This is a genomic window from Halogranum roseipondis (assembly GCF_059695585.1).
The window spans coordinates 3,146,186-3,170,890 of the sequence record NZ_CM185235.1; the positions used below are offsets into that span (position 1 = coordinate 3,146,186).

At 66.4% G+C, this 24,705-nt stretch carries 21 protein-coding genes; 11 read left to right on the top strand and 10 right to left on the bottom strand.

All coding sequences use genetic code 11. The features are described 5' to 3' along the window. The first annotated feature begins 25 nt into the window (after positions 1-25). A complete protein-coding gene (locus EOHIBHHM_RS16450) occupies positions 26-847 on the top strand; it encodes a nucleoside phosphorylase (protein WP_497252482.1) in 822 nt (273 codons plus the stop codon). Positions 848-972: 125 nt separating this feature from the next. Then, positions 973-2,154: an NAD(P)/FAD-dependent oxidoreductase gene (locus EOHIBHHM_RS16455; protein WP_497252484.1), complete on the top strand. Its 1,182-nt coding sequence runs from the start codon at positions 973-975 to the stop codon at positions 2,152-2,154. 202 nt (positions 2,155-2,356) lie between these two features. Here EOHIBHHM_RS16455 and EOHIBHHM_RS16460 read toward each other — a convergent pair whose 3' ends face one another. Then, on the bottom strand, positions 2,357-2,890 hold the full coding sequence (locus EOHIBHHM_RS16460) for an Rrf2 family transcriptional regulator (RefSeq protein ID WP_497252486.1): 534 nt from the start codon (positions 2,888-2,890) through the stop codon (positions 2,357-2,359). Positions 2,891-3,071: 181 nt separating this feature from the next. Between EOHIBHHM_RS16460 and EOHIBHHM_RS16465 the strand changes: the two genes are divergently transcribed. Continuing rightward, positions 3,072-3,986: an NAD-dependent epimerase/dehydratase family protein gene (locus tag EOHIBHHM_RS16465; protein ID WP_497252488.1), complete on the top strand. Its 915-nt coding sequence runs from the start codon at positions 3,072-3,074 to the stop codon at positions 3,984-3,986. A 3-nt stretch (positions 3,987-3,989) separates the two neighbouring features. Here the strand turns inward: EOHIBHHM_RS16465 and EOHIBHHM_RS16470 are convergent, their stop codons facing one another. After that, positions 3,990-5,306 carry a TIGR00341 family protein gene (locus tag EOHIBHHM_RS16470; RefSeq protein WP_497252490.1) on the bottom strand — a complete coding sequence of 439 codons (1,317 nt, stop codon included), beginning with the start codon at positions 5,304-5,306 and terminating at the stop codon, positions 3,990-3,992. A gap of 110 nt (positions 5,307-5,416) precedes the next feature. Between EOHIBHHM_RS16470 and EOHIBHHM_RS16475 the strand changes: the two genes are divergently transcribed. After that, positions 5,417-6,805: a DUF389 domain-containing protein gene (locus tag EOHIBHHM_RS16475; RefSeq protein ID WP_497252491.1), complete on the top strand. Its 1,389-nt coding sequence runs from the start codon at positions 5,417-5,419 to the stop codon at positions 6,803-6,805. Here the strand turns inward: EOHIBHHM_RS16475 and EOHIBHHM_RS16480 are convergent. Beyond that, positions 6,728-7,096, bottom strand: coding sequence for a hypothetical protein (locus EOHIBHHM_RS16480; RefSeq protein WP_497252493.1), 369 nt, complete (start codon positions 7,094-7,096; stop codon positions 6,728-6,730). The two genes, EOHIBHHM_RS16475 and EOHIBHHM_RS16480, sit on opposite strands and share 78 nt — an antisense overlap. Before the next feature lie 115 nt (positions 7,097-7,211). Between EOHIBHHM_RS16480 and rocF the strand changes: the two genes are divergently transcribed. From rocF to EOHIBHHM_RS16500, 4 genes are all read left to right on the top strand, one after another. Further along, positions 7,212-8,120, top strand: coding sequence for an arginase (gene rocF / locus EOHIBHHM_RS16485; RefSeq protein WP_497252495.1), 909 nt, complete (start codon positions 7,212-7,214; stop codon positions 8,118-8,120). A gap of 90 nt (positions 8,121-8,210) precedes the next feature. After that, entirely contained in the window at positions 8,211-9,560 is a 1,350-nt protein-coding gene (locus EOHIBHHM_RS16490) for a TIGR00341 family protein (protein WP_497252497.1), read from the top strand. 82 nt (positions 9,561-9,642) lie between these two features. Beyond that, positions 9,643-10,317 (top strand): helix-turn-helix domain-containing protein, encoded by a 675-nt coding sequence (locus EOHIBHHM_RS16495; protein ID WP_497252499.1) that lies wholly within the window; start codon positions 9,643-9,645, stop codon positions 10,315-10,317. 106 nt (positions 10,318-10,423) lie between these two features. Continuing rightward, the gene (locus EOHIBHHM_RS16500; RefSeq protein WP_497252501.1) at positions 10,424-10,783 is read left to right on the top strand and encodes a group I truncated hemoglobin; all 360 of its coding nucleotides are present in this window, start codon (positions 10,424-10,426) and stop codon (positions 10,781-10,783) included. 3 nt (positions 10,784-10,786) lie between these two features. Here the strand turns inward: EOHIBHHM_RS16500 and gyrA are convergent, their stop codons facing one another. Together gyrA and gyrB are read right to left on the bottom strand one after the other, a co-directional pair. Continuing rightward, on the bottom strand, positions 10,787-13,318 hold the full coding sequence (gyrA, locus tag EOHIBHHM_RS16505; RefSeq protein WP_497252503.1) for a DNA gyrase subunit A: 2,532 nt from the start codon (positions 13,316-13,318) through the stop codon (positions 10,787-10,789). A 77-nt stretch (positions 13,319-13,395) separates the two neighbouring features. Further along, complete coding sequence (gene gyrB, locus EOHIBHHM_RS16510) at positions 13,396-15,330, bottom strand: DNA topoisomerase (ATP-hydrolyzing) subunit B (RefSeq protein WP_497252504.1); 1,935 nt, start codon at positions 15,328-15,330, stop codon at positions 13,396-13,398. Positions 15,331-15,545: 215 nt separating this feature from the next. Here gyrB and EOHIBHHM_RS16515 point away from each other — a divergent pair, with 215 nt between their 5' ends. Then, positions 15,546-17,966, top strand: a complete 2,421-nt coding sequence (locus EOHIBHHM_RS16515; RefSeq protein ID WP_497252506.1) for a DNA topoisomerase VI subunit B — start codon at positions 15,546-15,548, stop codon at positions 17,964-17,966. Position 17,967: 1 nt separating this feature from the next. Then, on the top strand, positions 17,968-19,062 hold the full coding sequence (locus EOHIBHHM_RS16520) for a DNA topoisomerase IV subunit A (protein WP_497252508.1): 1,095 nt from the start codon (positions 17,968-17,970) through the stop codon (positions 19,060-19,062). Between the two features lie 6 nt (positions 19,063-19,068). Here EOHIBHHM_RS16520 and EOHIBHHM_RS16525 read toward each other — a convergent pair whose 3' ends face one another. From EOHIBHHM_RS16525 to EOHIBHHM_RS16545, 5 genes are all read right to left on the bottom strand, one after another. Next, complete coding sequence (locus EOHIBHHM_RS16525; RefSeq protein WP_497252510.1) at positions 19,069-19,896, bottom strand: zinc ribbon domain-containing protein; 828 nt, start codon at positions 19,894-19,896, stop codon at positions 19,069-19,071. Positions 19,897-19,943: 47 nt separating this feature from the next. After that, the gene (locus tag EOHIBHHM_RS16530; RefSeq protein WP_497252512.1) at positions 19,944-20,666 is read right to left on the bottom strand and encodes an MBL fold metallo-hydrolase; all 723 of its coding nucleotides are present in this window, start codon (positions 20,664-20,666) and stop codon (positions 19,944-19,946) included. A 56-nt stretch (positions 20,667-20,722) separates the two neighbouring features. Then, positions 20,723-20,956 carry a hypothetical protein gene (locus EOHIBHHM_RS16535; RefSeq protein ID WP_497252514.1) on the bottom strand — a complete coding sequence of 78 codons (234 nt, stop codon included), beginning with the start codon at positions 20,954-20,956 and terminating at the stop codon, positions 20,723-20,725. 63 nt (positions 20,957-21,019) lie between these two features. After that, positions 21,020-22,804 carry an ATP-dependent DNA ligase LigA gene (gene ligA / locus EOHIBHHM_RS16540; protein WP_497252516.1) on the bottom strand — a complete coding sequence of 595 codons (1,785 nt, stop codon included), beginning with the start codon at positions 22,802-22,804 and terminating at the stop codon, positions 21,020-21,022. A 69-nt stretch (positions 22,805-22,873) separates the two neighbouring features. Then, positions 22,874-23,047 (bottom strand): rubrerythrin-like domain-containing protein, encoded by a 174-nt coding sequence (locus EOHIBHHM_RS16545; RefSeq protein ID WP_497252518.1) that lies wholly within the window; start codon positions 23,045-23,047, stop codon positions 22,874-22,876. A 101-nt stretch (positions 23,048-23,148) separates the two neighbouring features. On the opposite strand from EOHIBHHM_RS16545, the gene EOHIBHHM_RS16550 reads away from it, so the two are divergent. Beyond that, on the top strand, positions 23,149-24,693 hold the full coding sequence (locus EOHIBHHM_RS16550) for a glutamate-cysteine ligase family protein (RefSeq protein ID WP_497252520.1): 1,545 nt from the start codon (positions 23,149-23,151) through the stop codon (positions 24,691-24,693). The last annotated feature ends 12 nt before the right edge of the window (positions 24,694-24,705 follow it).

The following is a 24,705-nucleotide window of genomic DNA, read 5'->3' on the forward strand; positions in this document are numbered from 1 at the left end:
ATCGTCTTTCGTCACCTTCTGTATCATGGTCGACGACAGCGAAGACCCGAACGAGGAGTTCCAGTACCACGTCGAACTCGAACCCGGCGACGTCGCGAACGCCGTCCTGCTCCCGGGGAACCCCGAGCGCGTCGACAAGATCACGGCACTCTGGGACGACTACGAGGAGGTCGCCTACCACCGCGAGTACCGGACCGCGACGGGGAGCTACGAGGGGACGCCCATCTCGGTCACGTCGACGGGGATCGGCAGCCCCTCCGCCGCCATCGCGCTCGAGGAACTCGCCCGCGTCGACGCCGACACGTTCATCCGCGTCGGCTCCTGCGGTGCCATCCAGCCCGACATGGCGGTGGGCGATCTCGTCATCACCTCCGGTGCAGTCCGACAGGAGGGGACGAGCAAGGCCTACGTCCGCGAGGACTACCCCGCCGTCGCCGACCAGGAGGTCGTCTCCGCGCTCGTCGCCGCCGCCGAACGACTCGGTCACGACTACCACGTCGGGCTGACGATGAGCGCCGACTCCTTCTACGCCGGACAGGGCCGCCCCGGGTTCGAGGGGTTCCGTGCCGCCGGCAGCGAGTCGCTCGTCGAGGAGTTACGGGAGGCGAACGTCAAGAACATCGAGATGGAGGCGTCGGCGCTGCTCACCGTCGCCAACGTCTACGGCCTCCGGGCCGGCGCGGTCTGCTCCGTCTACGCGAACCGCGTCACCGGCGAGTTCCGGACCGAAGGCGAGTCGAACGCGGCCGAGACGGCGAGTCTCGCCGTCAAACTGCTCGCCCGGATGGACGAGGTGAAACGCGAGGCGGGCGTCGACCACTGGCACGCCGGTCTCTCGCTGGAGTGAGCCGGTAGACCACGACACTCGTTACCACACAAATCGACCGTTTTCGGGCGCGTACGGCAACATCTGCCGTCTCTCCGGCGGCCGGTTCCAAAGCCCATTTATCTCATGCCTTCGGACTGTCGCGTATGACTACGCAGGTCGTCGTCCTCGGTGCGGGCTACGCTGGGGCCGGCGCAGTACGATCGTTCGAGAAGGAGATCGACGACGACGAGGCCGAACTCACCTGGATCTCGGAGCAGGACTACCACCTCGTGCTCCACGAGGTCCACCGGGTGATCCGGAAGCCGTCCGTCGAGTCGAACATCGCCATCCCGGTCGACGAGATCAAGTCGCCGTCGACGAACTTCGTCGAGGGACACGTCGAGAACGTCGACACCGACGAGCGAACCGTCGAACTCGCCGACGACACCGCCGTCGACTACGACTACCTCCTCGTCGCCCTCGGGAGCGCGACCGCCTTCTACGGCATCGAGGGCCTCGAAGAGTACTCGCTCACGCTGAAGGGCCTCGACGACGCCCGCGAGATCCACGAGTCGGTCAAGACCGCCGCCGAAGAGGCCTCCCGCAGCGAACCGGCGCAGATCGTCGTCGGCGGCGCGGGTCTCTCGGGGATCCAGTGCGCCGGCGAGATCGCGGCGTTCCGCGACAAACACCGCGCACCCGTCGACATCAAGATCGTCGAGGGTCTCGACGAGATCTTCCCCGGACAGGACCCCGAGGTACAGGGTGCGCTCCGGAAGCGTCTGCAGGACGCCGACGTCGACATCCTCACGGGCGACTTCATCTCGAAGGTCGACGAGGAGACCATCTCCCTCGGCGGCGGCGAGGACGAAGCCCCCGAGGAACTCGACTACGACGTGCTCGTCTGGACCGGCGGTATCACGGGTCAAGAGGAGGTCGCCGAGGCCAACGTCGACAAAGACGAGCGTTCGAACCGCATCTTCGCCGACCAGGACTTCCAGACGAGCGACGACCGCGTCTTCGCCATCGGCGACTCCGCGCTGGTCGACCAGGGCGACGACACCGTCGCCCCGCCGACCGCGCAGGCCGCCTGGCAGGCCGCCGAGATCGCCGGGCAGAACCTCGTCCGTTCCGTCCGCGGTGGGCCGCTGAAGACGTGGACCCACAACGACAAGGGGACTGTCATCTCCGTCGGCGACAAGGCGGTCGCCCACGACGTCCAGGGCGTCCCGATCAACACCTTCGGCGGACCCGGCGCGAAACTGCTGAAGAAGGGTATCGCCGCCCGCTGGATCGCGGACGTCTCCTCGGCCAAGCGTGCGTTCGACGCCTGGGACGACCTGTAACTCGACTCGTAGACCACCCCGTTCGCTGTTCTCTCTCTCTCTTTCTCAGTTCGCTTCGATCGCTCTGCATCTCACCTCGCGACGCCGCTCTCGGTACACTGGACGCCGAGTCTGCTCTCGGTCGTCGGCCGCTCCGGCCGACGGCGATACGCACCGCTCGGAGGAGAGAGAAGAGAGAATCGCTTCGAGAACGCGAGTCAGTTCAGTGTTCCGGCTCTTCGGTCGGAGCCGTCATGTCCTCGATGATGAGGATGAGGACGTTGCTGGTGTCGTCTTTGCCGTCGAGGACGCCCTCGATGACGAGCTTCGACAGCGGCGTCGGCCCGACCGTCACCTTGTCGCCCTCGTGGAAGTCGCGAACGGAGCCCTGTACGTGGATCTCCGCGCGACACTTCTCGGGGTGGTGGACGCTGGAGAGATCGATCCCCTCGACGTTCGCCTCGGTGACGAGTTCGCCCTCGTGGTAGAGTGGGACGGTCGCCGGCTCGTCCATCTCCTGGATGTCGAGCGCCTCGTAGGCGTTCGCGGTCGGTTTGTAGCCACCTTTCGGACCGGGGACGCCCTCGACCAGCTGGAGCGCCTTCAGGCTCTGCATCTGGTTGCGGATCGTCCCGGGGTTGCGGTTCACTTCGCCGGCGATGTCCTCCCCCTTGACCGCGGACTCGGACTCCCGATAGAGATTTATCAGGGCCGTGAGAATCTGTTTCTGACTCGGTGTCAGTTCGATTGATGACATACGGTCATATTCGGGATTGATGTTCTTAAATGCGATGGATACCACGGTGAGCGACTGAGTTCTCGACACCCGTAACCGTCCTCTAACTTGACAGACAATGTATTTGACATCTCTGCGGTGACGCACCCGACCGACCGGACGGAGCGACAACACTTTCCCCCTCCCCACGGGGCCTACGTACATGAACGGAAAACGTGTCCTCGTCACCGGCGGTGCGGGGTTCATCGGGTCGAACCTCGCGAACTATCTCGCGGCCGACAACGACGTCGTCGCCGTCGACGACCTGTATCTCGGGACGCCCGAGAACCTCCACGACGACGTCGAGTTCGTCGACGCGAGCGTCCTCGACGACGACCTCCCGACCGACGTCGACGTCGTGTTCCACCTCGCGGCGCTCTCCTCCTACAAGATGCACGAGGAGGACCCCACGACCGGCGCTCGCGTCAACGTCGAAGGGTTCGTCAACACGGTCGATCAGGCCCGACAGGACGGTTGCGACACCGTCGTCTACGCGTCGACCTCCTCTATCTACGGCAGTCGAACCGACCCGTCCCCCGAAGACATGCCGGTCGAAGCGCGCACGGGGTACGAGGCGTCGAAACTCGCCCGCGAACGCTACGCCGAGTACTTCCACAACCACTACGACCTCAGCCTCGCCGGGATGCGCTTCTTTTCGGTCTATCAGGGGTTCGCCGGAAACGAGGAACACAAAGGCGAGTTCGCCAACACCGTCGCGCAGTTCGCCGACCAGATCGCCCGCGGGGAGTCGCCGGAACTGTTCGGCGACGGGACGCAGACCCGCGATTTCACCCACGTCGACGACGTCGTTCGCGGACTCGAACTCGCGGCCGACCACGAACTGGACGGCATCTACAACCTCGGCACCGGCGAGAGCTACGACTTCAACACGATGGTCGAGATGATAAACGACGTCCTCGGCACGGACGTCGACCCCGTCTACGTCGAGAACCCGTTCGACGTGTACGTCCACGACACGATGGCCGACATCGGCAAGATCAAAGCCGAGACCGGCTGGGAGCCACAGATCAGCTTCGAGGAAGGCGTCGAGCGGGTCTGTGAACCCTACAAGAAGTAGCCCCTACTCCCGTTGCTCCGGCGGTTCCGTCCGCTGGACGTCGGCGAACTCGACTTGGACCTCTACCTGCCGCTCCGTCTCCGCGACGATCCGCTGTTTGAGCCTGTCTGCGAGACCGGGGTAGGGCGCGTCTGCCGGACGACTGAGCACGACTGACACCTGTGGCGTCTCGCCGACGTGTCGCGAGAGCTGCACCTCCGCCTGTACCTGAGTCAGTTCGAGTTCGTTGTACTGATCCTCTTCCAGAACGTCTTCGACGGCCGTGTTGACGTCGTTGGTGAACGAGATCTCGGCGGCGACGAGGCCCCCGGCGACGGAGAACGTCGTGACGAGCACGAGGAGGCCGACGATGGTCGGGGTGTAGCGGCGGAGCGTGCTGATCATGTCGTCGGCGGCGTCGTCCTCCCAGTCGATCGGTCGGTAGCCGAAGTACCACAGGACGAGGAAGCCGGCGAGGTTGACGGCGACGGCGTTGACGACGAGCAAGACGAGCGCACCGAGGGCGACGCTCGGGAGTCCCCACGCGAACCCGATACCGACGGCCGCGGCGGCCGGGATGAGTGCTGCCGCGATCATGACACCGACGAGCGACACCGGCAGCGCCGTCGCCAGCCCGAACGCTCCGGCCGCACCGGCACAGAAGGCGACGGACATCGACAGCAGTCCCGGCGAGATGCGCTTGCTGATCTGCCCGACGGTCGAGACGTCGAGCACCGACGTGACGATCTGGCCGTTCTTCAACGAGATGCCGAAGACGAACGCGCCGACGATGGCGAGACCGAGGCCGACGAACTGGTCGCGAAAGCCCAGCCAGATCATCCGGCGATCGTCCAGCGCCATTCCGACGCTGGCGATGAGCGCCGATCCGACCTGCGGGGCGATCACCATCGCGCCGACGACGACCGCAGGCGAGTCCAACAGCAGTCCCGCCGCCGCGACGATGGCGCTGAAGATCGTCATCGCGTAGTAGGTGAAGGCGGTCCGGTGCATGTCGAGCGCCTTCGCGCGGATCTCCTCGGGGGCGACCGAGTCGTCCTCCTCGACGCCCGCGACGAACCGGTCTTCGAGCTCCGAGTAGTTCCTCGTCTTCGCCGTCTCGGCGCTGGCGATGACGGTGTACTCGCGGTCGTCGAGTCCTGCCTCGCGGAGTTCGTTCATCACGTACTCGACCGCCTGTGTCGGAAGGGGGAACTCGACGAGCGCCGTGTCCTTCCGCTCGCTTGCTTCCTTGGTCACCACGTGGTCGATGTTCTCAGACTCCAGAACGTCGAGCGCCGACTCCAGAGAGTCGTCAGAGACGAGCAGCTTTATCAACCGCATTGTCTGCATCCGACACCACGAGGATGCTTGGATGTGGCGGCTGGTCGCTGTCGCGACCCGGAGACGGGACGGCCCGAACGTTGAAGAATCCTGTCAGAGACGAGTGACACGTGCGACTCGTCCAGATGCGGGTGACCGACGCGAATCGCCAGGCGATACTGGACGCGCTCGACGCGCTCGACGCGGAGTACGCCGTCGTCGACGAGGCGACGGACCTCAACACCACGATCGTCCAAGTTCCGGTCCCCGACGGTGCTGCCGACGCGTTGCTGGCGCATCTCGGCGACGCCGGGTTGGGCGACGACGCGTACACCGTCGTGACGGACGCGACGAGTCCACGCGAGGTGAACCAGCAGTTGGCCGACCGATTCGTCGAGGGACCGAAGGGAGCCGCCGGTGTCTCTCACCCCGAGATCAGAGAGCGGGCGCTCGATCTCCAGCCCAACCGTCCGACGTACGTCGCGTTGGCCGCGCTGAGTGCGGTCGTCGCGACGGCGGGACTGCTGTTGGACTCCGCGATAATCATCGTCGGCGCGATGGTGATCGCCCCCTTCGCCGGCTCGTCGCTCTCGGCGAGCGTCGGTGCCGTCATCGACGACCGGGGGATGCTCGTCGAGAGCGTCAACTCCCAACTGCTGGGACTGGTCGTCGGCTTCGTCAGTGCGCTCACCGTGACGGCCGGACTCAGACAGACCTCCTTCGTCCCCTCCGGCGTCGCCATCGGCCGTATCGAACAGGTCGGCCTGTTCCTCACGCCGAACCTCCTCGCGCTGACGATCGCGGTCTGTGCCGGTGCGGCGGGTGCGCTCGCGCTGGCGACCGACCTCCCGGTCTCCATCGCCGGCGTCGCGATCGCGGCGGCCATCGTCCCGTCGGTCGCGACCGCCGCCATCGGCGTCGTCTGGGGAGACGCGCTCGTGACGTTCGGGGCGGTCGTCCTGCTGGCGATGAACATCGTGTTCATCAATCTCACCGCGTACCTCGCGCTCGTGGGGCTCGGCTACCGGTCGTCGCTCATCAGAGACAGTTGGACGAACTTCCAGCCCAGCGTCCGAACCGGTGCGTACGTCGTTCTGCTCCTCGTGTTCGCCGTCGTCCTCGCGGCGACGGTGGGGGCGACGGCGCAGTACATCGTGTTCGAACACCAGACGAAAGAGGACGTCGAGGCCGTCGTCGACGGCCCGACCTACGACGGTCTCGAGCTCATGAGCGTGCAAGCGGAGTACAACGACATGAACGCCCTCGGCCGCGTCGAGTCGGTGACGGTCACGGTCGCACGGTCGTCCGACGACGACTACCCGCTGCTCGCAGAGGCCATCGAACGCAGCATCAGCGTCAGAAGCGGGCGGGAGGTGACGGTGAACGTTCGGTTCCTCGAGTACCAGACGGCGGAGCGACAGTCGGAGACGGACGCAGACGACCTACGGCCGCGTCCGAGCGTCGCCGTCGACGGGGTCGGTGACCGCGCCGCGCCGAGACGGGTCTTCGACGTAGTGTAGGAGACGGGCGGCACACGCCTGCACGACGAACGGGAGGCTCGCGACGCCGACGGTCATTCCGGCGTAGGTGAGAACCGCCGTCCGGACTCCGCTGTGCATGACGACTCCGACCCACCCGAACAGCGCCATCGACGCTCCGAACGCGACGAGCGACGCGGCGAGCTGCGTCCGACTCAACTGTCGGAGTTCGTACTCGGTCGGGCCGTCGACCACGCGACCGGTGACGACGACGCCGACCAGCCAGACGACCGCCCGTCGCGGAATCGGCGTCTCGTGTGAGTTCGACGACATGATGCTGTGTAACACGGATCGTGACAAAAGTCTACCTCCGGTCGCCGTCCACGGTGGACGTCGGCCGTTCCGGTCGACCACACGCGCTAAGTGTCGGCCGGTCCGAGAGTCGACTATGACCCGAACCGCCCGTATCATCGGTGCACCGACAGACTATGGCGCGAACCGACGTGGCGTCGACATGGGACCGTCCGCCATCCGCTACGCCGGACTCGCAGCGGAGTTGCGGAGCGCGGGGATCGACGTCGAGGACGCCGGCGACCTCGCCGTCCCGCTCGCGGACGAACGCGACCCGGACGCCGCCGAACCCTCGGAGGGGACGGCGAAGTTCGTCCGCGAGGTCGAGGAGGTGAGCACGCTCCTCTCCGATGCAGTCGCCACGGCGCTCGCAGACGACGTGACGCCGGTCGTCCTCGGCGGTGACCACTCCGTCGCCATCGGGTCGATGGGCGGCTCAGCCCGCGACGCCGACGTCGGCGTCGTCTGGTTCGACGCCCACGGCGACTTCAACACGCCCTCCACCTCACCGTCCGGCAACGTCCACGGGATGCCGCTCGCCGCAGCCCTCGGCGTCGGCGACTTCGAGGGCGTCGAGTGGGCGAACGCCCGCGGGCTGAAGCCGGAGAACGTCGCACTCGTCGGACTGCGCGACCTCGACGACACCGAACGGACGGTCATCCGCGAGTCGGCAGTGACGGCCTACACGATGTCCGACGTCGACGAACGGGGGATCACCGACGTCGTCGACGAGGCGCTCGCCGTCGCCGGCGACGACACCGACGGCGTCCACGTCAGCCTCGACCTCGACTGGCTCGACCCCAAGGAGGCACCGGGCGTCGGCACGCCCGTCCGCGGCGGCGCGTCCTACCGCGAGGCCCACTCCGCGCTGGAGCAGGTCGCCACGTCCGGTGTGCTTCGATCGCTCGAACTCGTCGAGGTGAACCCCATCCTGGACCAGCACAACGAGACGGCGGAGTTGGCGACGGAGCTCGCCGCGAGCGCGCTCGGCAAGCGGATCCTGTAGCCGAGCCGGACCCCTCTCCGACGGCGGTACGATCGGTGCCTGCGCTTACAGGCACTGTGCTTTCCGACCTCTGTTCCGTCCGTCTCAGACGTGCGCCTCGTCCACATTCTCGTCTCCGACCGGGATCTTCCCTCGGTCAAGCAGGCGTTGAAAGAACAGAACGTCGACTACGTGGTGACCAGCGGCGACGACGAGCACACAGACCACACACTCGTCCAGTTCCCGCTTCCGACCGACGCGGTGGGCTCGGTGCTCGAGACCCTCCACGAGGCCGGACTCGACGAAGACGACTACACCGTCGTCGGCTCGGCCGAGAGCGCCATGACGCCGAACATCCAGGAACTGATCGACCGACACGCGGAGGACTACACCCCGATTGCGGAGTTCGAACTCCAGTCGAAGGCGCGGTCGCTCGCTCGGGACGATTACTCGTATCTCTGGATGATACTCCTCAGCGCCGTCATCGCCACAGTCGGTCTGTTGGTCGACTCTCCTGCCATCGTCGTCGGGTCGATGGTCATCGCTCCGATCGTCGGCCCGATGCTCACGACGAACGTGGGTGCGTCGGTCGGCAACTGGCGGATGTTCCGGTCGGGAGTCCGGCATCAGGCGGTAGGGGTCGCGTTGGCCATCGTCGGCTCGGCAGCCACGGCGTTCGCCCTACAGCACCTCTACTTCGTCTCGCCGCTCCTCGAACCGAGCAACGTCGAGTTGCTCTCGATGCGACTCACGCCGACCGCCACGGCTCTCCTCGTCGGTGTCGCCTCCGGCACCGCCGCCGCCTTCGGCGTCACGACCAAGGGACCGCTCGCGCTCATCGGCGTGACCATCGCCGCGGCGCTCATCCCGGCGGCCGCCGCGGTCGGTATCGGTATCGCGTGGGGGTCGCCGCTCATCGCACTCGGGTCACTCCTCCTCCTCGCTGCGACGGTACTCGCGATCAACCTCTCGCTGTTCGTCTCCCTGTGGCTGCTGGGCTACCGGTCGTCGGTCTCGCTCGACACGGTACGTCGGAGCGACTCCACACAGACCGCAAAGTTCGCTCTCGTCGGACTCCTCGTCCTCGTGGTCGTCCTCGGAACCGGTGTCGCGACCGCTCAACAGGTCACCTTCCAACAGCAGACCGAACGCGGTGTCTCCGACGTCCTGCAGCGACCCCACTACGATTCGCTCGGCGTCACAGGCATCACCGTCGAGTACGACTACCCGCCCGCTCTCGCCGAATCCCGGACCGTCACCGTCACCCTCGTTCGAACGTCCGACCGATCGTACCCGTCGCTCGCCACCGATCTCGCCATGGAGATACGCGAACGGACGGGCGAATCACCCGTCGTTCGGGTTCGGTTCGAGGACTACTCCCAGACGCAACTCCCACCGAGTGCGTCGCTTCAGGCGCATCCTCTCCCGACGGGAACGGACGCTCACGACGTCGCCAGATAGCCACGGGAACAGCGGGACGTCCCTCGTCGACTGCCGACCGCGAACTATCGACGCTTATACGTCTCGACCCGTAACGGCCCGTATGGACCGCGGTATCCACGTCCAACTCGAGGTCGACGGTGTCTCCGGCTGTCCCGTCTCGTCGCTGAGCGAACAGGCCGAACTCGACTCGATCGTCACCAGTCGACAGGCGACCGCCGACGGGAGTTCCGTCGTCGGCGAGTTCACGCTCTCCGACGCCGACGCCGGCGCTGCCGCCGACGGCGACGGCAACGACAGCCAGAACCCCGCCGCCGACGTCGCGGACGTGGTCTTCTCCGACGGCGCCGACTCCGTCTACCGCTACACGACCGACGGCGACGACTGTCCCTGCGGTCGACTGCCGAGCCACGGCTGTCCGATCCGGAACGTCTACGCCGACTCGGGGACGGTCGTCGTCTCCTTCATCGCTCCGGACGTCGAGACGCTCCAGACGGTCGTCACCGACCTGCGGTCGTGCTGTGAGACGGTCACCGTCCGTCGGTTGACCCGTTCGACGGCCGACGACCGACAGTCGCTGCTCGTCGTCGACCGCACCGAGTTCACCGACCGGCAGTACGAGGTGCTCCAGACGGCCCACGAGATGGGCTACTTCGCCCAACCGAAGGAGGCGACCTCCGCCGACGTCGCCGACCGTCTCGACATCTCGGTGCCGACGTTCAGCGAACATCTCGCGGTCAGCCAGCAGAAGCTGTTGGACCAACTGCTCGCCGTCTGAACGGGCGCTCTTGTCAGATACTGTCACGCAATGAGGGCCTTAAATAAACCCATCCATATTAGTGAGAGGGGCTATGCGGCTGTCGCCCCGACGTAGAACTACATCGATGGCTCAGACAGTCTACAACGAGATCGGCGGACAGGCGGCGGTCGAAGCGGTCGTCGACGACTTCTACGACCGCGTGCTCTCGGACGACGACCTCGTCGACTACTTCGAACCGTACGACATGAACGAGCTGCGGGCGCACCAGGTGCAGTTCATCAGCGCCGTCGCCGGCGGCCCGGTCGACTACTCGGGCCGGGACATGCGTGAGGCCCACGACCACCTCGGCATCACCGAAGAGGACTTCGACACGGTCGCGGTGTATCTCGAGGAGGCGCTCCGGACGAACGGCGTCGACGACGAGAACGTCGAGGCCATCATGTCCGAGGTCGCCGCGTTGAAAGCGCCGGTGATCGGAGAGTAAGAGTTACTCTGCGTCCGCGACCGCGTCGGCAGTCTCTGCAGACGACGACTCGTCGACTTTCTCGTCTTCTTTCTCACCGACGCGCTCGGCTGGAACCACGTCGACGGCGGCGACGTGGTCGCCGTCGCCGAGATCCATCACGATGACGCCCATCGTGTTGCGACCCACAGTAGAAATCTCGTCGACGCGAGTGCGCATGATCTGACCGCTCTCGCTCATCGCGACCAGGTGGTCGCCCGGTGCGACCGTCTCGATGGCGCAGGTCGGCCCGTTGCGTCGGGCGGTCTTGATGTCGATGAGCCCTTTCCCGTTGCGCGACTGCGTCCGATAGCTGTCGATGCTCGTCCGCTTGCCGTAGCCGTTCTTGGTGACCGTCAACAGCCACTGGTGACTCTCGCCGACGGCGGCGAGCCCGGCCACCGTGTCGTCGCTGGTGAGTTGGATGCCGCGAACCCCGCGGGCGGACCGACCCATCGGCCGAACCTCGCTCTCGTCGAACCGGATGCTCATCCCGCCCTCGGTGGCGACGATGAGGTCGTGGCTGCCGTCGGTGACCTCGACGTCGACCAGCGTGTCGCCGTCTTCCAGGCGGATCGCCCGGATCCCCGTCGAGAGGATGTTCGAGAAGTCGTCGACGGCGGTCCGCTTGATGTAGCCGTCGCGCGTGACCATCGTGAAGAACTCCTCTTCGTCCATCTCGTCGGTGTTGACGACGGCCTCGATCTCCTCGCCGTCGTCGAGATCGACGACGTTCACCGCCGACTTCCCGCGGGCCGTGCGGGACATCTCCGGGATCTCGTAGGTCTTCAGCTGGTAGACCTGCCCGTGGTTGGTGAAGCAGAGCAGGTAGTCGTGCGTGTTCGCGTAGAACACCGAGGAGACCCGGTCTCCCTCTTTGAGGTCCGTGCCGATGATCCCCTTCCCGCCGCGGTTCTGTGCGCGGAAGGTCGTCGCCGGCATCCGCTTGATGTAGTCGTCCTCGGTGACGACGACGACGACGTCCTCCTGCGGGATCAGCTCTTCGCGGGTGATCGACCCGGTGTCCTCGACGATGCGCGTCCGCCGCTCGTCGGCGTACTCGTCTCTGACCTCGCGGAGTTCGTCTTTGATGACGCCGAGCAGTTCACGCTCGTCGTCGAGGATCTCGTTCAGGCGCTCGATGGTCGCCTGGACGTCCTCGTACTCGTCTTCGATGGCCGCGGCCTCCATCGACGTGAGCGACCCGAGCTGCATCGCGACGATGTGGTCGACCTGTGCCTCCGAGAAGTCGTAGGCGTCCATCAGCGCCGCCTTCGCGTCGTCGCGGCTCTCGGAGTCGCGGATCAGCTCGACGACGTCGTCAGCGTTCTCCAGCGCCGTCAGCCGCCCCTCGAGGATGTGTGCGCGGTCCTCGGCTTCGGCGAGGTCGTACTCGCTGCGCCGGCGGACGACCTCGCGGCGGTGGTCGAGATACTCCTGGAGCGTCTCCTTCAGGTCGAGCACCTGCGGCTGGCCGTCGACCAGCGCGAGGTTGATGACGCCGAACGTCGACTCGAGGTGGTTGTCGAGCAGTTGGTTCTTGACGATGTCGGCGCTCGCACCGCGCTTGAGCTCGACGACGACGCGGATGCCGTCACGGTCGGACTCGTCGCGCAGGTCGCGGATCCCTTCGATCTTCCCCTCGTTGACGTCGTCGGCGATACGCTCGATGAGTCGCGCCTTGTTCTCCTGATACGGCAGTTCGGTGACGACGATGCGCTCGTCGTTCCCCTTCGCGTCCCGTTCGACGTCGATCTCGGCGCGGACGCGGATGCGTCCGCGGCCGGTCTTGTACGCCTGATGGATGGCGTTGCGACCGACGATGTTCGCTCCCGTCGGGAAGTCCGGCCCCTTGACGTGGTCCATCAGGTCCTCGACGGTGCAGTCGGGGTTGTCGATGAGGTGGATCGTCGCGTCGATGACCTCGCCGAGGTTGTGCGGCGGGATGTTCGTCGACATGCCGACTGCGATGCCGGAGGAGCCGTTGACGAGCAGGTTCGGGAACGCCGCAGGGAGCACGTCGGGTTCCGTCAGCCGGTCGTCGTAGTTCGACTTGAAGTCGACGGTGTCCTTGTCGATGTCGGCGAGGAGTTCCTCGGCGATGGGCGACATCCGAGCCTCCGTGTACCGCATGGCGGCCGGCGGGTCGCCGTCGACGGAGCCGAAGTTCCCCTGGCCGTCGACCAGGGGGTAGCGCATCGAGAAGTCCTGCGCCATGCGTGCGAGTGCGTCGTAGATGGCCGAGTCGCCGTGTGGGTGGTAGTCACCCATCGTGTCGCCGACGATCGAGGAGGACTTCCGATGTGAGGAGCGGGCGGTGACGCCCGCCTCGTTCATCGCATAGAGGATGCGCCGGTGGACCGGTTTGAGCCCGTCGCGGACGTCCGGGAGGGCGCGTCCGGCGATGACGCTCATCGCGTAGTCGATGTACGACTGCTCCATCTCGTCTTCGATGCGTGCGGTCGTGACCTGTGCTGCCTCGACGTCGTCTTCGGGGTTCGGGATCTCTGAACTCATCGTGTCTCCGTCTGTTGGGTGAGCCTCCAACTGGCGCCGGTGCTACCGTCGTCGCTACTGGAGCTGTGACCCGACATTCAGATGTCCACCCACTCGGCGTCCGTCGCGTGCTCCTTGATGAACTGTTTGCGCGGCTCGACCGCATCGCCCATCAGGACGTTGAACATGCGGTCTGCGGCCGCGGCGTCCTCGATGGTGATCTGCTTGAGGATGCGGTTCTCGGGGTCCATCGTGGTCTCCCACAGCTGGTCGGGGTTCATCTCGCCGAGCCCCTTGAACCGTTGGACCTGCGTCGGGTTGCCGTCGCACTTCTCCTCGACGATGCGGTCGCGTTCCGCCTCGGTCATCGCGTCGTAGGTCTCTCCGCGGTAGCGGACGCGGTACAGCGGCGGCTGGGCCGCGTAGACGTAGCCCGCCTCGATGAGCGGCTTCATGTGCCGATAGAGCAGCGTCAAGAGGAGCGTCCGGATGTGCGCGCCGTCGACGTCGGCGTCCGTCATCATGATGATCTTCTGGTAGCGCGCCTTCTCGATGTCGAACTCCTCGCCGATCCCGGCACCGATAGCCGTGATGAGTGCGCGAACTTCGTTGTTCTCCAGCACGCGATCCAGTCGGTTCTTCTCGACGTTGAGGATCTTCCCCTTGAGGGGGAGGATCGCCTGGTTCTTCCGGTCGCGGCCCTGCTTCGCGCTGCCGCCGGCGGAGTCCCCCTCGACGACGAACAGTTCGGCCTCCTCGGGGTCACGCGTCTGGCAGTCCGCCAGTTTCCCCGGCAGCGACGAGGACTCCAGCGCCGACTTCCGACGCGTGAGCTCCTCGGCCTTCTTCGCGGCCTGTCGGGCCTTCGCGGCCTCGACCGCCTTCATGATGATCGCCTGGGCGGTGTCGGGGTTCTCCTCGAAGTAGGTCTTCAGCCCCTCGTGGACGGCGCTCTCGGTGATGCCGCGGACCTCCGAGTTGCCGAGCTTGGTCTTCGTCTGCCCCTCGAACTGCGGATCGGGATGCTTCACGGAGATGACGGCGGTGAGCCCCTCACGGACGTCTTCGCCCTTCAGGTTGTTGTCGAGTTCCGACAGCATCCCGTTGGAGGTGGCGTAGTCGTTGACGACGCGCGTGAGCGCCGTCTTGAACCCCGTGAGGTGAGTGCCGCCTTCGCGGGTGTTGATGTTGTTCGCGAAGGAGTGGATCGAGCCCTGCAGTTCGTCGGTCGCCTGCATCGCGACCTCCACCTGGATGTCGTCTTCCTCGTCTTCGAAGTAGACGACGTCGTCGTGCAGCGGCGTCTTCGTCTCGTTGAGGTACTCGACGAACTCTCTGATGCCGCCCTCGTAGCGGAAGACCTCGTTGACTGGTTCGCCCTCGTCGTCGGTGTCGCGCTCGTCGGTGAGCGTGATCTCGACGCCGGAGTTGAGGAAGGCGAGTTCGCGGAGACGGTTCGCGAGCGTCGAGTAGTTGTACTCCGTCTGCTCGAAGATGTCGTCGTCGGGCCAGAAGCGGATCTTCGTCCCCGTCTCCTCGTCGGGGTGCATCTCTCGGACCTCCTCGAAGGCCTCGATCTGGGGTTCGCCGCGCTCGAAGCGGTGTCTCCAGACCGAGCCGTCGCGTTTGATCTCCACTTCGAGTTCCGTCGAGAGCGCGTTGACGACGGAGACGCCGACGCCGTGGAGTCCGCCCGACACCTGGTAGGACTTGTTGTCGAACTTCCCCCCGGCGTGGAGCACGGTCATGATCACCTCGACCGCCGGGCGGCCGTACTGTTCGTGCGTGTCCACGGGGATGCCACGTCCGTCGTCCTCGACGGAGACGGAGTCGTCTTCGTGGATGGTGACGTCGATGTTGTCGCAGTACCCCGCGAGGGCTTCGTCGATAGAGTTGTCGACGACCTCGTAGACGAGATGGTGGAGCCCACGGGCGTCCGTGGACCCGATGTACATCGCCGGACGCTTTCGGACGGCCTCCAGGCCCTCGAGGACCTGGATCTGTCCGGCACTGTACTCGTTTTCGTGTGACATAGAACTTGCTTCCACGTAGGATAGTCCCCACCTTAAACCCTCGCACGCGGGCACGCGCGTAGGACGGTATAGTGTACGTCCTAGCCGACCCTCGACGTCCGTTCGGAGCCGTCAAGTCCGCGTCACACTGTCACAAACCCGACGCAGTCGTCCACTTTCACTTTCACCGCGCCGACGGAGAGGTTTTATGCGTCCGTCGGGTAACTTTCCAACGAATGACCTCGTTCCAGTCGACACTCGGCGAGGAGTCGGGGATCGCCGACGAGCTGGCGCAGAACCAGCGGGAGATCTCCATCGCCGAGTTCTTCGAGAAGAACAAGCACATGCTCGGGTTCGACTCCGGGGCCCGAGGGCTTGTGACCGCCGTGAAGGAGGCGGTGGACAACGCGCTCGACGCCACGGAGGAGGCGGGTCTCGCACCCGACATCTACGTCGAAATCGCCGAGGCCGGCGACTACTACCGTCTCATCGTCGAAGACAACGGTCCGGGCATCACGAAGGCACAGCTCCCGAAGGTGTTCGGGAAGCTGCTCTACGGCTCTCGCTTCCACGCCCGCGAACAGTCGCGCGGCCAGCAGGGGATCGGGATCTCCGCGGCCGTCCTCTACTCGCAGCTCACCAGCGGGAAGGCAGCCAAGATCACGAGTCGCACGCAGGGCTCCGCAGAGGCGCAGTACTTCGAGCTCATCATCGACACCGACACCAACGAGCCCGAGATCAAGGAGGCCCGCGAGACCTCGTGGGACCGCTCCCACGGCACTCGTATCGAGCTGGAGATGGAGGCGAACATGCGTGCCCGCCAACAGCTCCACGACTACATCAAACACACCGCCGTCGTCAACCCCCACGCACGGCTCGAACTCCGGGAACCGGGGCTCGACGAACCGCTGAAGTTCGAGCGGGCGACCGACCAACTCCCCGCCGAGACCGAAGAGATCCGCCCCCATCCACACGGCGTCGAACTCGGGACGCTCATCAAGATGCTGCAGGCGACCGAGTCGTACTCGGTCTCGGGGTTCCTGCAGGAGGAGTTCACGCGCGTCGGCAAGAAGACCGCCGACAAGGTCGTCGACAACTTCCGCGACCGCCACTTCGGTCGCGAGATGGGCTGGTCCGCCCCCGAAGCACACGAGGACGCCGACCTCGAAGCCGCAATCGTCGACGCCGTCTCCGGGAAGGGAGCCGACGCGACCGACGCCTTCGCCGAGAACGTCGCCGACACGCTCCGCGAGCGCGAGCGGACGACCCACCACGAACTCCGCCACATCGTCGACAACGCCGCCGACGCCGCCGCCGAGGAGTTCGGCAAGACGTTCGGTCGGACCGTCCGTGACAACGCTGTCGAGGCCGCGTGGGCGGTGCTCTCGGGGTACGACGAGGAGAGTGAGACCGACCGACTCACGTCTGACGTCTACGCGCTCGTCGACGACGCCACGAGCACGCGGAAGGACGATGCGACGGTACAGGCGCTCGCCGAGCGTCTCGCTCGCAAGTTCGGCCACGCCGACGACCACCGTCACCGGGCGACCTACAAACAGCTCCGCACGTCCGTCGACAGCGCGGCCGACGCGACCGTCGAGTACGACGACGCCACCGTCGGTGACACTGCCAGAGAGAACGTCACCGAGGCGTTCTGGGCGGTCATGCGGACCGTCCCCGACGACGTGCCGAAGGTGAACGACGTCGCCGCCAGCCGCGACGTCTCCTCGGAGCTGTTGGATGCGATGCGCGAGACGGACATCCTCTCGCCGCCGACGAACTGTCTCTCACCCATCACCGCCGAGCTCGTCGAGGCCGGCCTCCGCAAGGAGTTCGACGCCGACTTCTACGCCGCCGCGACGCGCGACGCGGAGGTCCACGGCGGCGACCCGTTCATCGTCGAGGCTGGCATCGCCTACGGCGGCGACTTGAAGGCCGAGGGGAGCGTCGACCTGCTCCGCTTCGCCAACCGCGTCCCGCTCGTCTACCAGCGCGGGGCGTGTGCGACGACGGACGTCGTCAAACAGATCGGCTGGCGGAACTACGGCCTGGATCAACCCGGTGGAAGCGGGATGCCGAACGGCCCCGCGGTCATCATGATCCACGTCGCCTCGACGAACGTCCCGTTCACCAGCGAGTCGAAGGACGCACTCGCGAACATCCCCGAGATCGAAGACGAGATCGAACTCGCGATTCGGGAGGCGGCCCGCGAGTTGAAGTCCTACCTCAACAAGCGGCGCTCGATGCAGAAGCGCCGACAGAAACAGGACGTCCTCGGGAAGATCCTCCCGCAGATGGCCGACAAGGTGTCCGAGGTGACGGGTCGACCGCGCCCCGACATCGACGGCGCGCTGGCGCGGATCATGAACAACGTCAGCGTCGAACGCGAGATCGGAGACGGGGAGGTGACGCTCGTCGTCGAGAACTACTCCGACCGGACGGAGCAACCCGACATCACCGACATCGTCTCCGTCGAACCCCAGGGGTTGAACGGCGAGGCGACGGTCGTCGACCTCGACGACGAGTGGTTCGTCAAGTGGTCGCCGTCGGTGTCGGCGGGCGAGACGGCGAAACTGAGCTACGAAGTGACCGACGACGCCGACTTCGACATCAACGTCGACGGCGTCGAGACCGAGAAACTGACGGTGCAAGACTAACATGAGTTCGAAGACACAAGACGAGAAAGCCCGCGAGCGACTCATCGACCTCGCCGCGGAGTTCTACGACCAGTTCGCCGGCGGGCAGATTCCCGAGATGGAACTACCCACTCGGACGAAGAGCAACATCGTCTTCGACGAGGAGTCGGACGTGTGGGTCTACGGCGACCGCACCTCGACGCGGTCGGCCAACTCCGTCCGCGGAGCGCGCAAACTGCTGAAGGCCGTCTACACCATCGACTTCCTCTCGAAGCAGCTCGAAGAGGGTCGCTCGTCGACCCTCCGTGAGCTGTACTACCTCTCGGAGTCGTGGGACAACGAGGAGGCACAGTTCTCCGACCAGGACGAGTCGAACCAGCTGGTCGAGGACCTCGAGATCGTCTCGCAGGTCACCCGCGAGGACTTCCACATGCGCCCCGAGGAGTCCGGGGCGACGCTGATGGGACCGCTCGAACTCCGCGAACAGACCCGACGCGGCGAGCGCGAGATCCACTGCCAGGAGGACGTCGGCGAGGGCGGCTACCAGATCCCGAACAACCCCGACACGATCGAGTTTCTCGACCACGACATCGACTTCGTGCTCTGCGTCGAGACCGGTGGGATGCGCGACCGACTCGTCGAGAACGGGTTCGACGAGGAGTACAACGTGCTCGTCGTCCACCTGAAGGGTCAACCCGCGCGAGCGACCCGCCGCATCACGAAGCGACTCCACGACGAACTCGACCTGCCCGTCGTGGTGTTCACCGACGGCGACCCGTGGTCCTACCGTATCTACGGCTCGGTCGCCTACGGCTCGATCAAGTCCGCACACCTCTCGGAGTACCTCGCGACGCCCGAGGCACAGTACGTCGGCATCCGGCCGCAGGACATCGTCGACTACGACCTGCCGACCGACCCACTCAGCGACTCCGACGTCAACGCACTGGAGTCGGAGCTGACCGACCCGCGCTTCCAGTCTGAGTTCTGGACCGAGCAGATCGAACTCCAACTCGACATCGGCAAGAAGGCCGAACAGCAGGCGCTCGCCTCTCGGGGGCTGGACTTCGTCACCGACACCTATCTGCCCGAGCGGCTGACGGACATGGGCGTCATCTGATTCGGCTCAGGCGAACTCCCGGTCCCGGTCCCGTTCGCGGTCACCGTCGGCGTCGCGAGCACGCTCCTCGCCGGTCGCACAGCGGCGGCAGTAGCGGTTCGTCCCCGACTCGTGCGTCCGAACCGGGATCCCCGTGAGATACGTCCGCTCGGCGAACGTCCGCTCGACGCCGTCTGACAGAGGGCTGTCACATACCGCACAGGACAGCGAGCGGTCGTTCACCTCCCGTTCGGTGAGCGTCCGCTTCCGACCGAACGTGGTCGGCGACTGGCGGTCGTCCACTCGCCGCGCGGCGAGGGCACCGACCGACGCGAGCGTCGTCACCAGCAGTAGAGCGGCGAGGAGGACGAACGACCCCTGTCTGACCAGCGTCGTGACGAGCGCGAACCCGATGAAGCAGGCGACGACGCCGGCGAGCGTCGGGTAGTCGAGACTGGTCGCCCCGCTGGTCGCGTCGCCGACCCGTCGGACCGTGCCGTCGGTCTGCAACTCGCAGCGCGGCGCGCCCGGTCCGTGACAGTACCACGCGTAGGCGACGTTGCCGACTCCGCCCGTACAGAGTAGGAGCGCGACGTGGAGAGCCGGCGAACCGATCCCCCGGTCGACGAGCACGACCCGGTCGTCGAACTCGCGTTCGACCGTCCACCCCGAGACGCGGTAGTGTGTGAGCCGTCGGCGAAACGTCCCGTCGTGTCCGCCAGTCGCCCGGCCGAACGGGTCGTCTCTCGCTGTGGACGGAGTGTCGGCGGCGGTGCCACAGGCCGGACAGAACGTCGCGCTCGGCGAGAGGGTGTCGCCGCAAGCGCGGCAGAACCGCGAGGCGGAGGAACCCATGTCACACAACAGTTGTCCAACCAACAAGTATCTACGGTCGACGGAGGCTACTGATTCGCCGACCGCTCGTCGAGCACCACGGGGATCCCTCGTTCGGCGACGTCGACGACGAACGCCTCGGCGTCGGCTTCGAGCAGTTCGATCGTGTCGTAGTGGATCGGCAACACGAGGTCGGGGTCCAGCGCCTCCGCGAGGTCGGCGGCCTCGTGGCGGTCCATCACGACGCTGCCGCCGATGTTGGCGAGGAACAGCGACACCTCCAGTTCGCGGAACCCGTCGAGCGCGTCGGAGTCGCCGGGCCAGAAGACGGTGCGACCGCCGATCGAGAGCAGGAACGCACAACCGAACCCGCGCGGATGGACGACGTCGCCGTCCTCGTCTGCGTGCGGGCCGTCGGCTTCGTTGTAGGCGGGCAGCGACCAGAGGTCGACTTGGCCGAGGTCGCCGACGGTGAGGTGGTCCTCCTCGCCGACGCGGACGACGTCGTACGGGAGGTCGTCGACCGGCGTCACGTCGCGGTCGATACCGCTCGCGTCGACGCCCTCGAAGACGACGACCGTGGCGTCGTCCTTGGCGACGCTCGCGATCCCGTCGGTGTCGTAGTGGTGGTTGTGCGTGACACAGACGAGGTCCCCGTCGCGGGCGTGGTAGTCGTCGAGCACGCCGTAGCGGCCGGGGTCGAGGTAGGCGACGAAGCCGTCGGTCGTCTCGATGCGGACGGTCGCGTAGCCGAGCCACGTCACGGAGAGTCCGTCGTGTTTGATCGTCATACTGTCCCTGCTCGGGCGACGGGCTATAATCCCACGGTCGCGGTCGACGCCGGGTGTCAGTGGAGACCGCCGACGCCGTCGACGGCCACCACCACCAGCGTGACGAGCGCGAAGAGCGCCAGCAGCGTCCCGAGTTTCGTGAACGACGGCGGCGCTTTCGAGGTCCGGACGGCGGTGTCGGTACAGAGCGACGTGGTCCGCGTCAACGTCCGAGACGAGCGAGACGTGACTCCGCCGTCACCGGGTTCGCGGCGAACGACGGTAGTTGCGTGGCGGTCTGTCCCTGACATGGTCCCGACGTATCGGAGTGACGGGGAAAAGGCTTCTGTGGGGCTGTTCACACATCCCAGGTGTCACTGCCGTTCGGCCAGTCGCTCCACCCGCGCCAGCGAGTCGGCCGTCTCGGGCGTCTTGTCCTCGCGGACCTCGACGAACCGGGGGAACCGAAGCGCGTACCCCGAAGCGTACGTCGGCGACCGCTGGATCTCCTCGTACCCCACCTCGAAGACGGTCGTCGGCCGTAGGTCGACTTCGGTCCCGTCCTCGGCGACGATCTGGGGTTCGAGCAGGTCGGTGAGTTCGGCGAGTCGCTCGTCGGTGATCCCCGTGGCGACCTTCCCGATCGTCCGGAACTCGGTTCCCTCGTCGCTACTGCCGTCGTCGACGCTCCCGCCGTCGCTGCTCTCGTCGACACGTGCGGACAGGAGGAACGTGCCGAGGAACTCCGCCCGGCGGCCCTCTCCCCACTCCGCGCCGGTGACGACGAGATCGAGCGTCTCCACGTCGGGTTTGCGCTTCAGCCAGTTCTTCCCGCGCTTCCCCGGCGAGTAGGGTGCCTCGGGGTTCTTCAGCATGACCCCCTCGTGGCCCGCCTCGAGCGCGTCGGCCTCGTACGCCTCGATCTCGTCGGCGTCGTCCGAGCGCAGGAGCTCGGAGACGGCGTCGGTGTGGCCGAGGACGTCCCGGAGTCGTTCGTGGCGGTCGGTCACCGGGTCGGTGAGCAGGTCGTCGCCGGCGGCGTGCAGACAGTCGAACGCGTGGAGTTCGACGGTCACCTCCTCGCGCATCCGGTCGACGTCGTGTTTCCGTCGGAACCGCCGGAGGATCTCCTGGAACGGGAGCGGCGACCCGTCGTCGTCGACGGCGACCACCTCGCCGTCGAGGATGGCCGGCACGTCGACCTCGCGTTCGACGAACTCGACGACCTCCGGAAGCGCGTCGGTGACGTCCTCCATGTTCCGCGAGAACAGCGACGCCGCTCTGCCGTCGTAGTGGACCTGCACCCGCGCCCCGTCGAACTTCGTCTCGACGGCGACCGTCTCCCACTCGTCTACGGCGTCGGTGACGGTCCCTGCCTGTGCGAGCATCGCCTGGACGGGTCTGCCGACGGTGAGGTCGATGTCGTCCAGTCCCGCTGTCCCCTCGTCGCGGGCGACGACGGCGACGCGGCCGTAGTCGTTCGACACCTGCAGCGCGCGTTCGACCGCATCGACGGCGGCCTCGCGGCGCTCGCGTGCGGCGGTCGTCTCCGCCTCGTCGAGCGCGTCGTCGCGAACAGCCGCAGCGTCAGCCGGGTCGACGAGGAACGCCTCGGCGACGGCGTCGCGGACGGTGCCCTCGCCGACGCCGATGCGCATCTCCGAGAGGACGAGTCGGGCGAGGTAGCGCGCTTCGTCCGGCGAACAGCGGTTGAACAGGCCGAACAGCGTGTCGAGTTTGCGGTCCTGGCTCCCGGAACCGGCGGCCGCGGCGAGCGCCCGTAGCTCCTCGTCGACGGTCGCGACCGTCAGGTCGGTCTGTCCGCCGCTTCCGAACGCGGCGAGCCCCTGCTGTCCGCCGAAGTCGAAACTGGCTGCGACCGCGCCGATCTCGCCGGTCTCGGCGAGTCGGTCCTCGACGTCGGCGGCGGAGACGTTCTGACCCGCCGCACGGGCGATCGCGGCGTAACAGAGGCTCGGCCCGACGTCGATCGTCGTCGACTCCCACGCCGGGAACACCCGCCCCTGGACGAACCGGACGACGACCGGGAGGTCCTCGTCCGCGGCCTCGAACAGGTCGCGGACGAGCGCCGTCGTCTCGAGGTCGGCGGGTTCGGCTTCGATGGCTGCTGCGCGGGCGGCGAAGTCGGCGAACTCCATCACGCCGGGGTTGTCACCCGTCGCTCAAAAGACCGCCGAAGCGCCGGGACGAGATGCCGCTCTCTCGTGTTATCCCTGTTCGCGGGTGACGCTGATGTTCTGCAGTTCGCCGCCACAGCGTTCACACATCGGGGGGTGGTGGGCGGCCTCCGTTCGTTCGCCACACTCGAGACACTCGTAGGTCGACAGCGGTTCCAGACTTGTCTCCGTCGACTCGGAGGGTGGGGCAGAGTTCTTCGCCATACGCGTGGTATGGTGTCACAAGACACTAACTCTTTCTCCGGTTCGCCCCGCCGCTGTGACCGAGCCAACGGCTTCAAGAACAGTCGTCGCACAGTAGGGGTATGAGCAAGGACCTCGCGGGGGCCGTTCGGGACGTTCTCGCCATCGACGTCGAGGCGTTCCGGTCGGAAGCCGAGGCCGACGCCGAAGTCGTCAAAGAGGAACTCAGAGACGGGACGTTCGACAACCACCAGTCCATCGTCGGCTTCGAGTACGAGTTCTACGCCGTCGACGACGGCCGATGGTCGGGCGACGAGGATCTGGCGTGCTCGCTGATGCGCGTCCCCCGACGACTGCTCGAACTCATCGGGTTCGAGAAGGAACTGGGCCTCCACAACGCCGAGATGAGTACGAGTCCACAGCCGTTCAACCCCCACGGACTGCGGGCACAGGAGTCGGAGGTCCTCGCACGACTGAGCGCCGCCCTCGACTGCACGCGGTCGGAGGGGATGCGTCTCGTCAGCGACGCGCTGTGGACGATTCCGCCCGCCGGCGAGACGGCCCGCGAGTACCTCGGCGGGAGCGTCGACGACGACGGCGTCGACATCGCGACCAACATGAGCGACGCCGTCCGGTATCACGCGATGGCGAACGGGCCGGACGCACCCGAGACGTTCGCCGTCGAGGCACCGAACGTCTCGTACGAGGCGCCGACGGTGATGCCCGAGAGCCTCATCACCTCGATCCAACCCCACTACCAGATGTCGCACGCGGCCGACCTGCCGACGTACTTCAACTACGCTACCCGCGTCGCCGGCCCGCTGCTCGCACTCGGCGTCAACTCGCCGTTCTTCCCGCCGGATCTCTACGACGAGGACGTCGACCCCGAGACGGTGCTCGCCGAAGCGTGGGACGAACACCGGATCCGCGTGTTCGAGTCGGTGTTGAACACGGCGACACAGAGCGACAAGGTGGCGTTTCCGGAGGACCTCGAGAGCGTCGACCAGGCGGTCGACCGCGTCGTCGAAGACGAGACGTTCGTCCCGATGCCCGTCGCCCGCGACGGCGACCGCTTCGACGACAAGTTCGCGACGCTCCGGATGAAACACGGCACCTACTGGCGGTGGGTTCGTCCGGTGTTCGGCGGCGCGACGCGCTCGTCGGCGAACGCCCGCGTCGAGTTCCGTCCGATCCCCGCCCAGCCGACGGTCAGAGACTCCATCGCGTTCCAGGCGGCGTTCGCGGGGCTGATGGAGAGTCTCCCCCAGCGTCGGCACCCCGTCGCCGACATGGACTGGATGGTCGCCAGAGAGAACTTCTACGCCGCCATGCGCGACGGTCTCGACAGCGGTCAACGGTGGGTGACCAACGACGGCCAGGAGACGACCAACCCGGTCGAGGTCTACGACGACCTGCTGGCGCACGCCGCCGACGGCCTCAAGTCCGCGGGCTGCAGCGCCGCCGAGGCCGAACGGTACGTCGCCCCGCTGCAGGCGCGCGTCGAGGCGGCGCGCACGCCGGCGAGTTGGAAACGCGAGCGAGTGGAGTCCCGACTCGCCGACGGCGACGACCTCGAAACGGCGATCACGGGGATGCAGCAGGCGTACATCCGAAAACAGGCGGAGACGCTGCTCGACGGAAGCTTCGCTGACTGGGTGTCGGTGTAGAAAACGGTACGG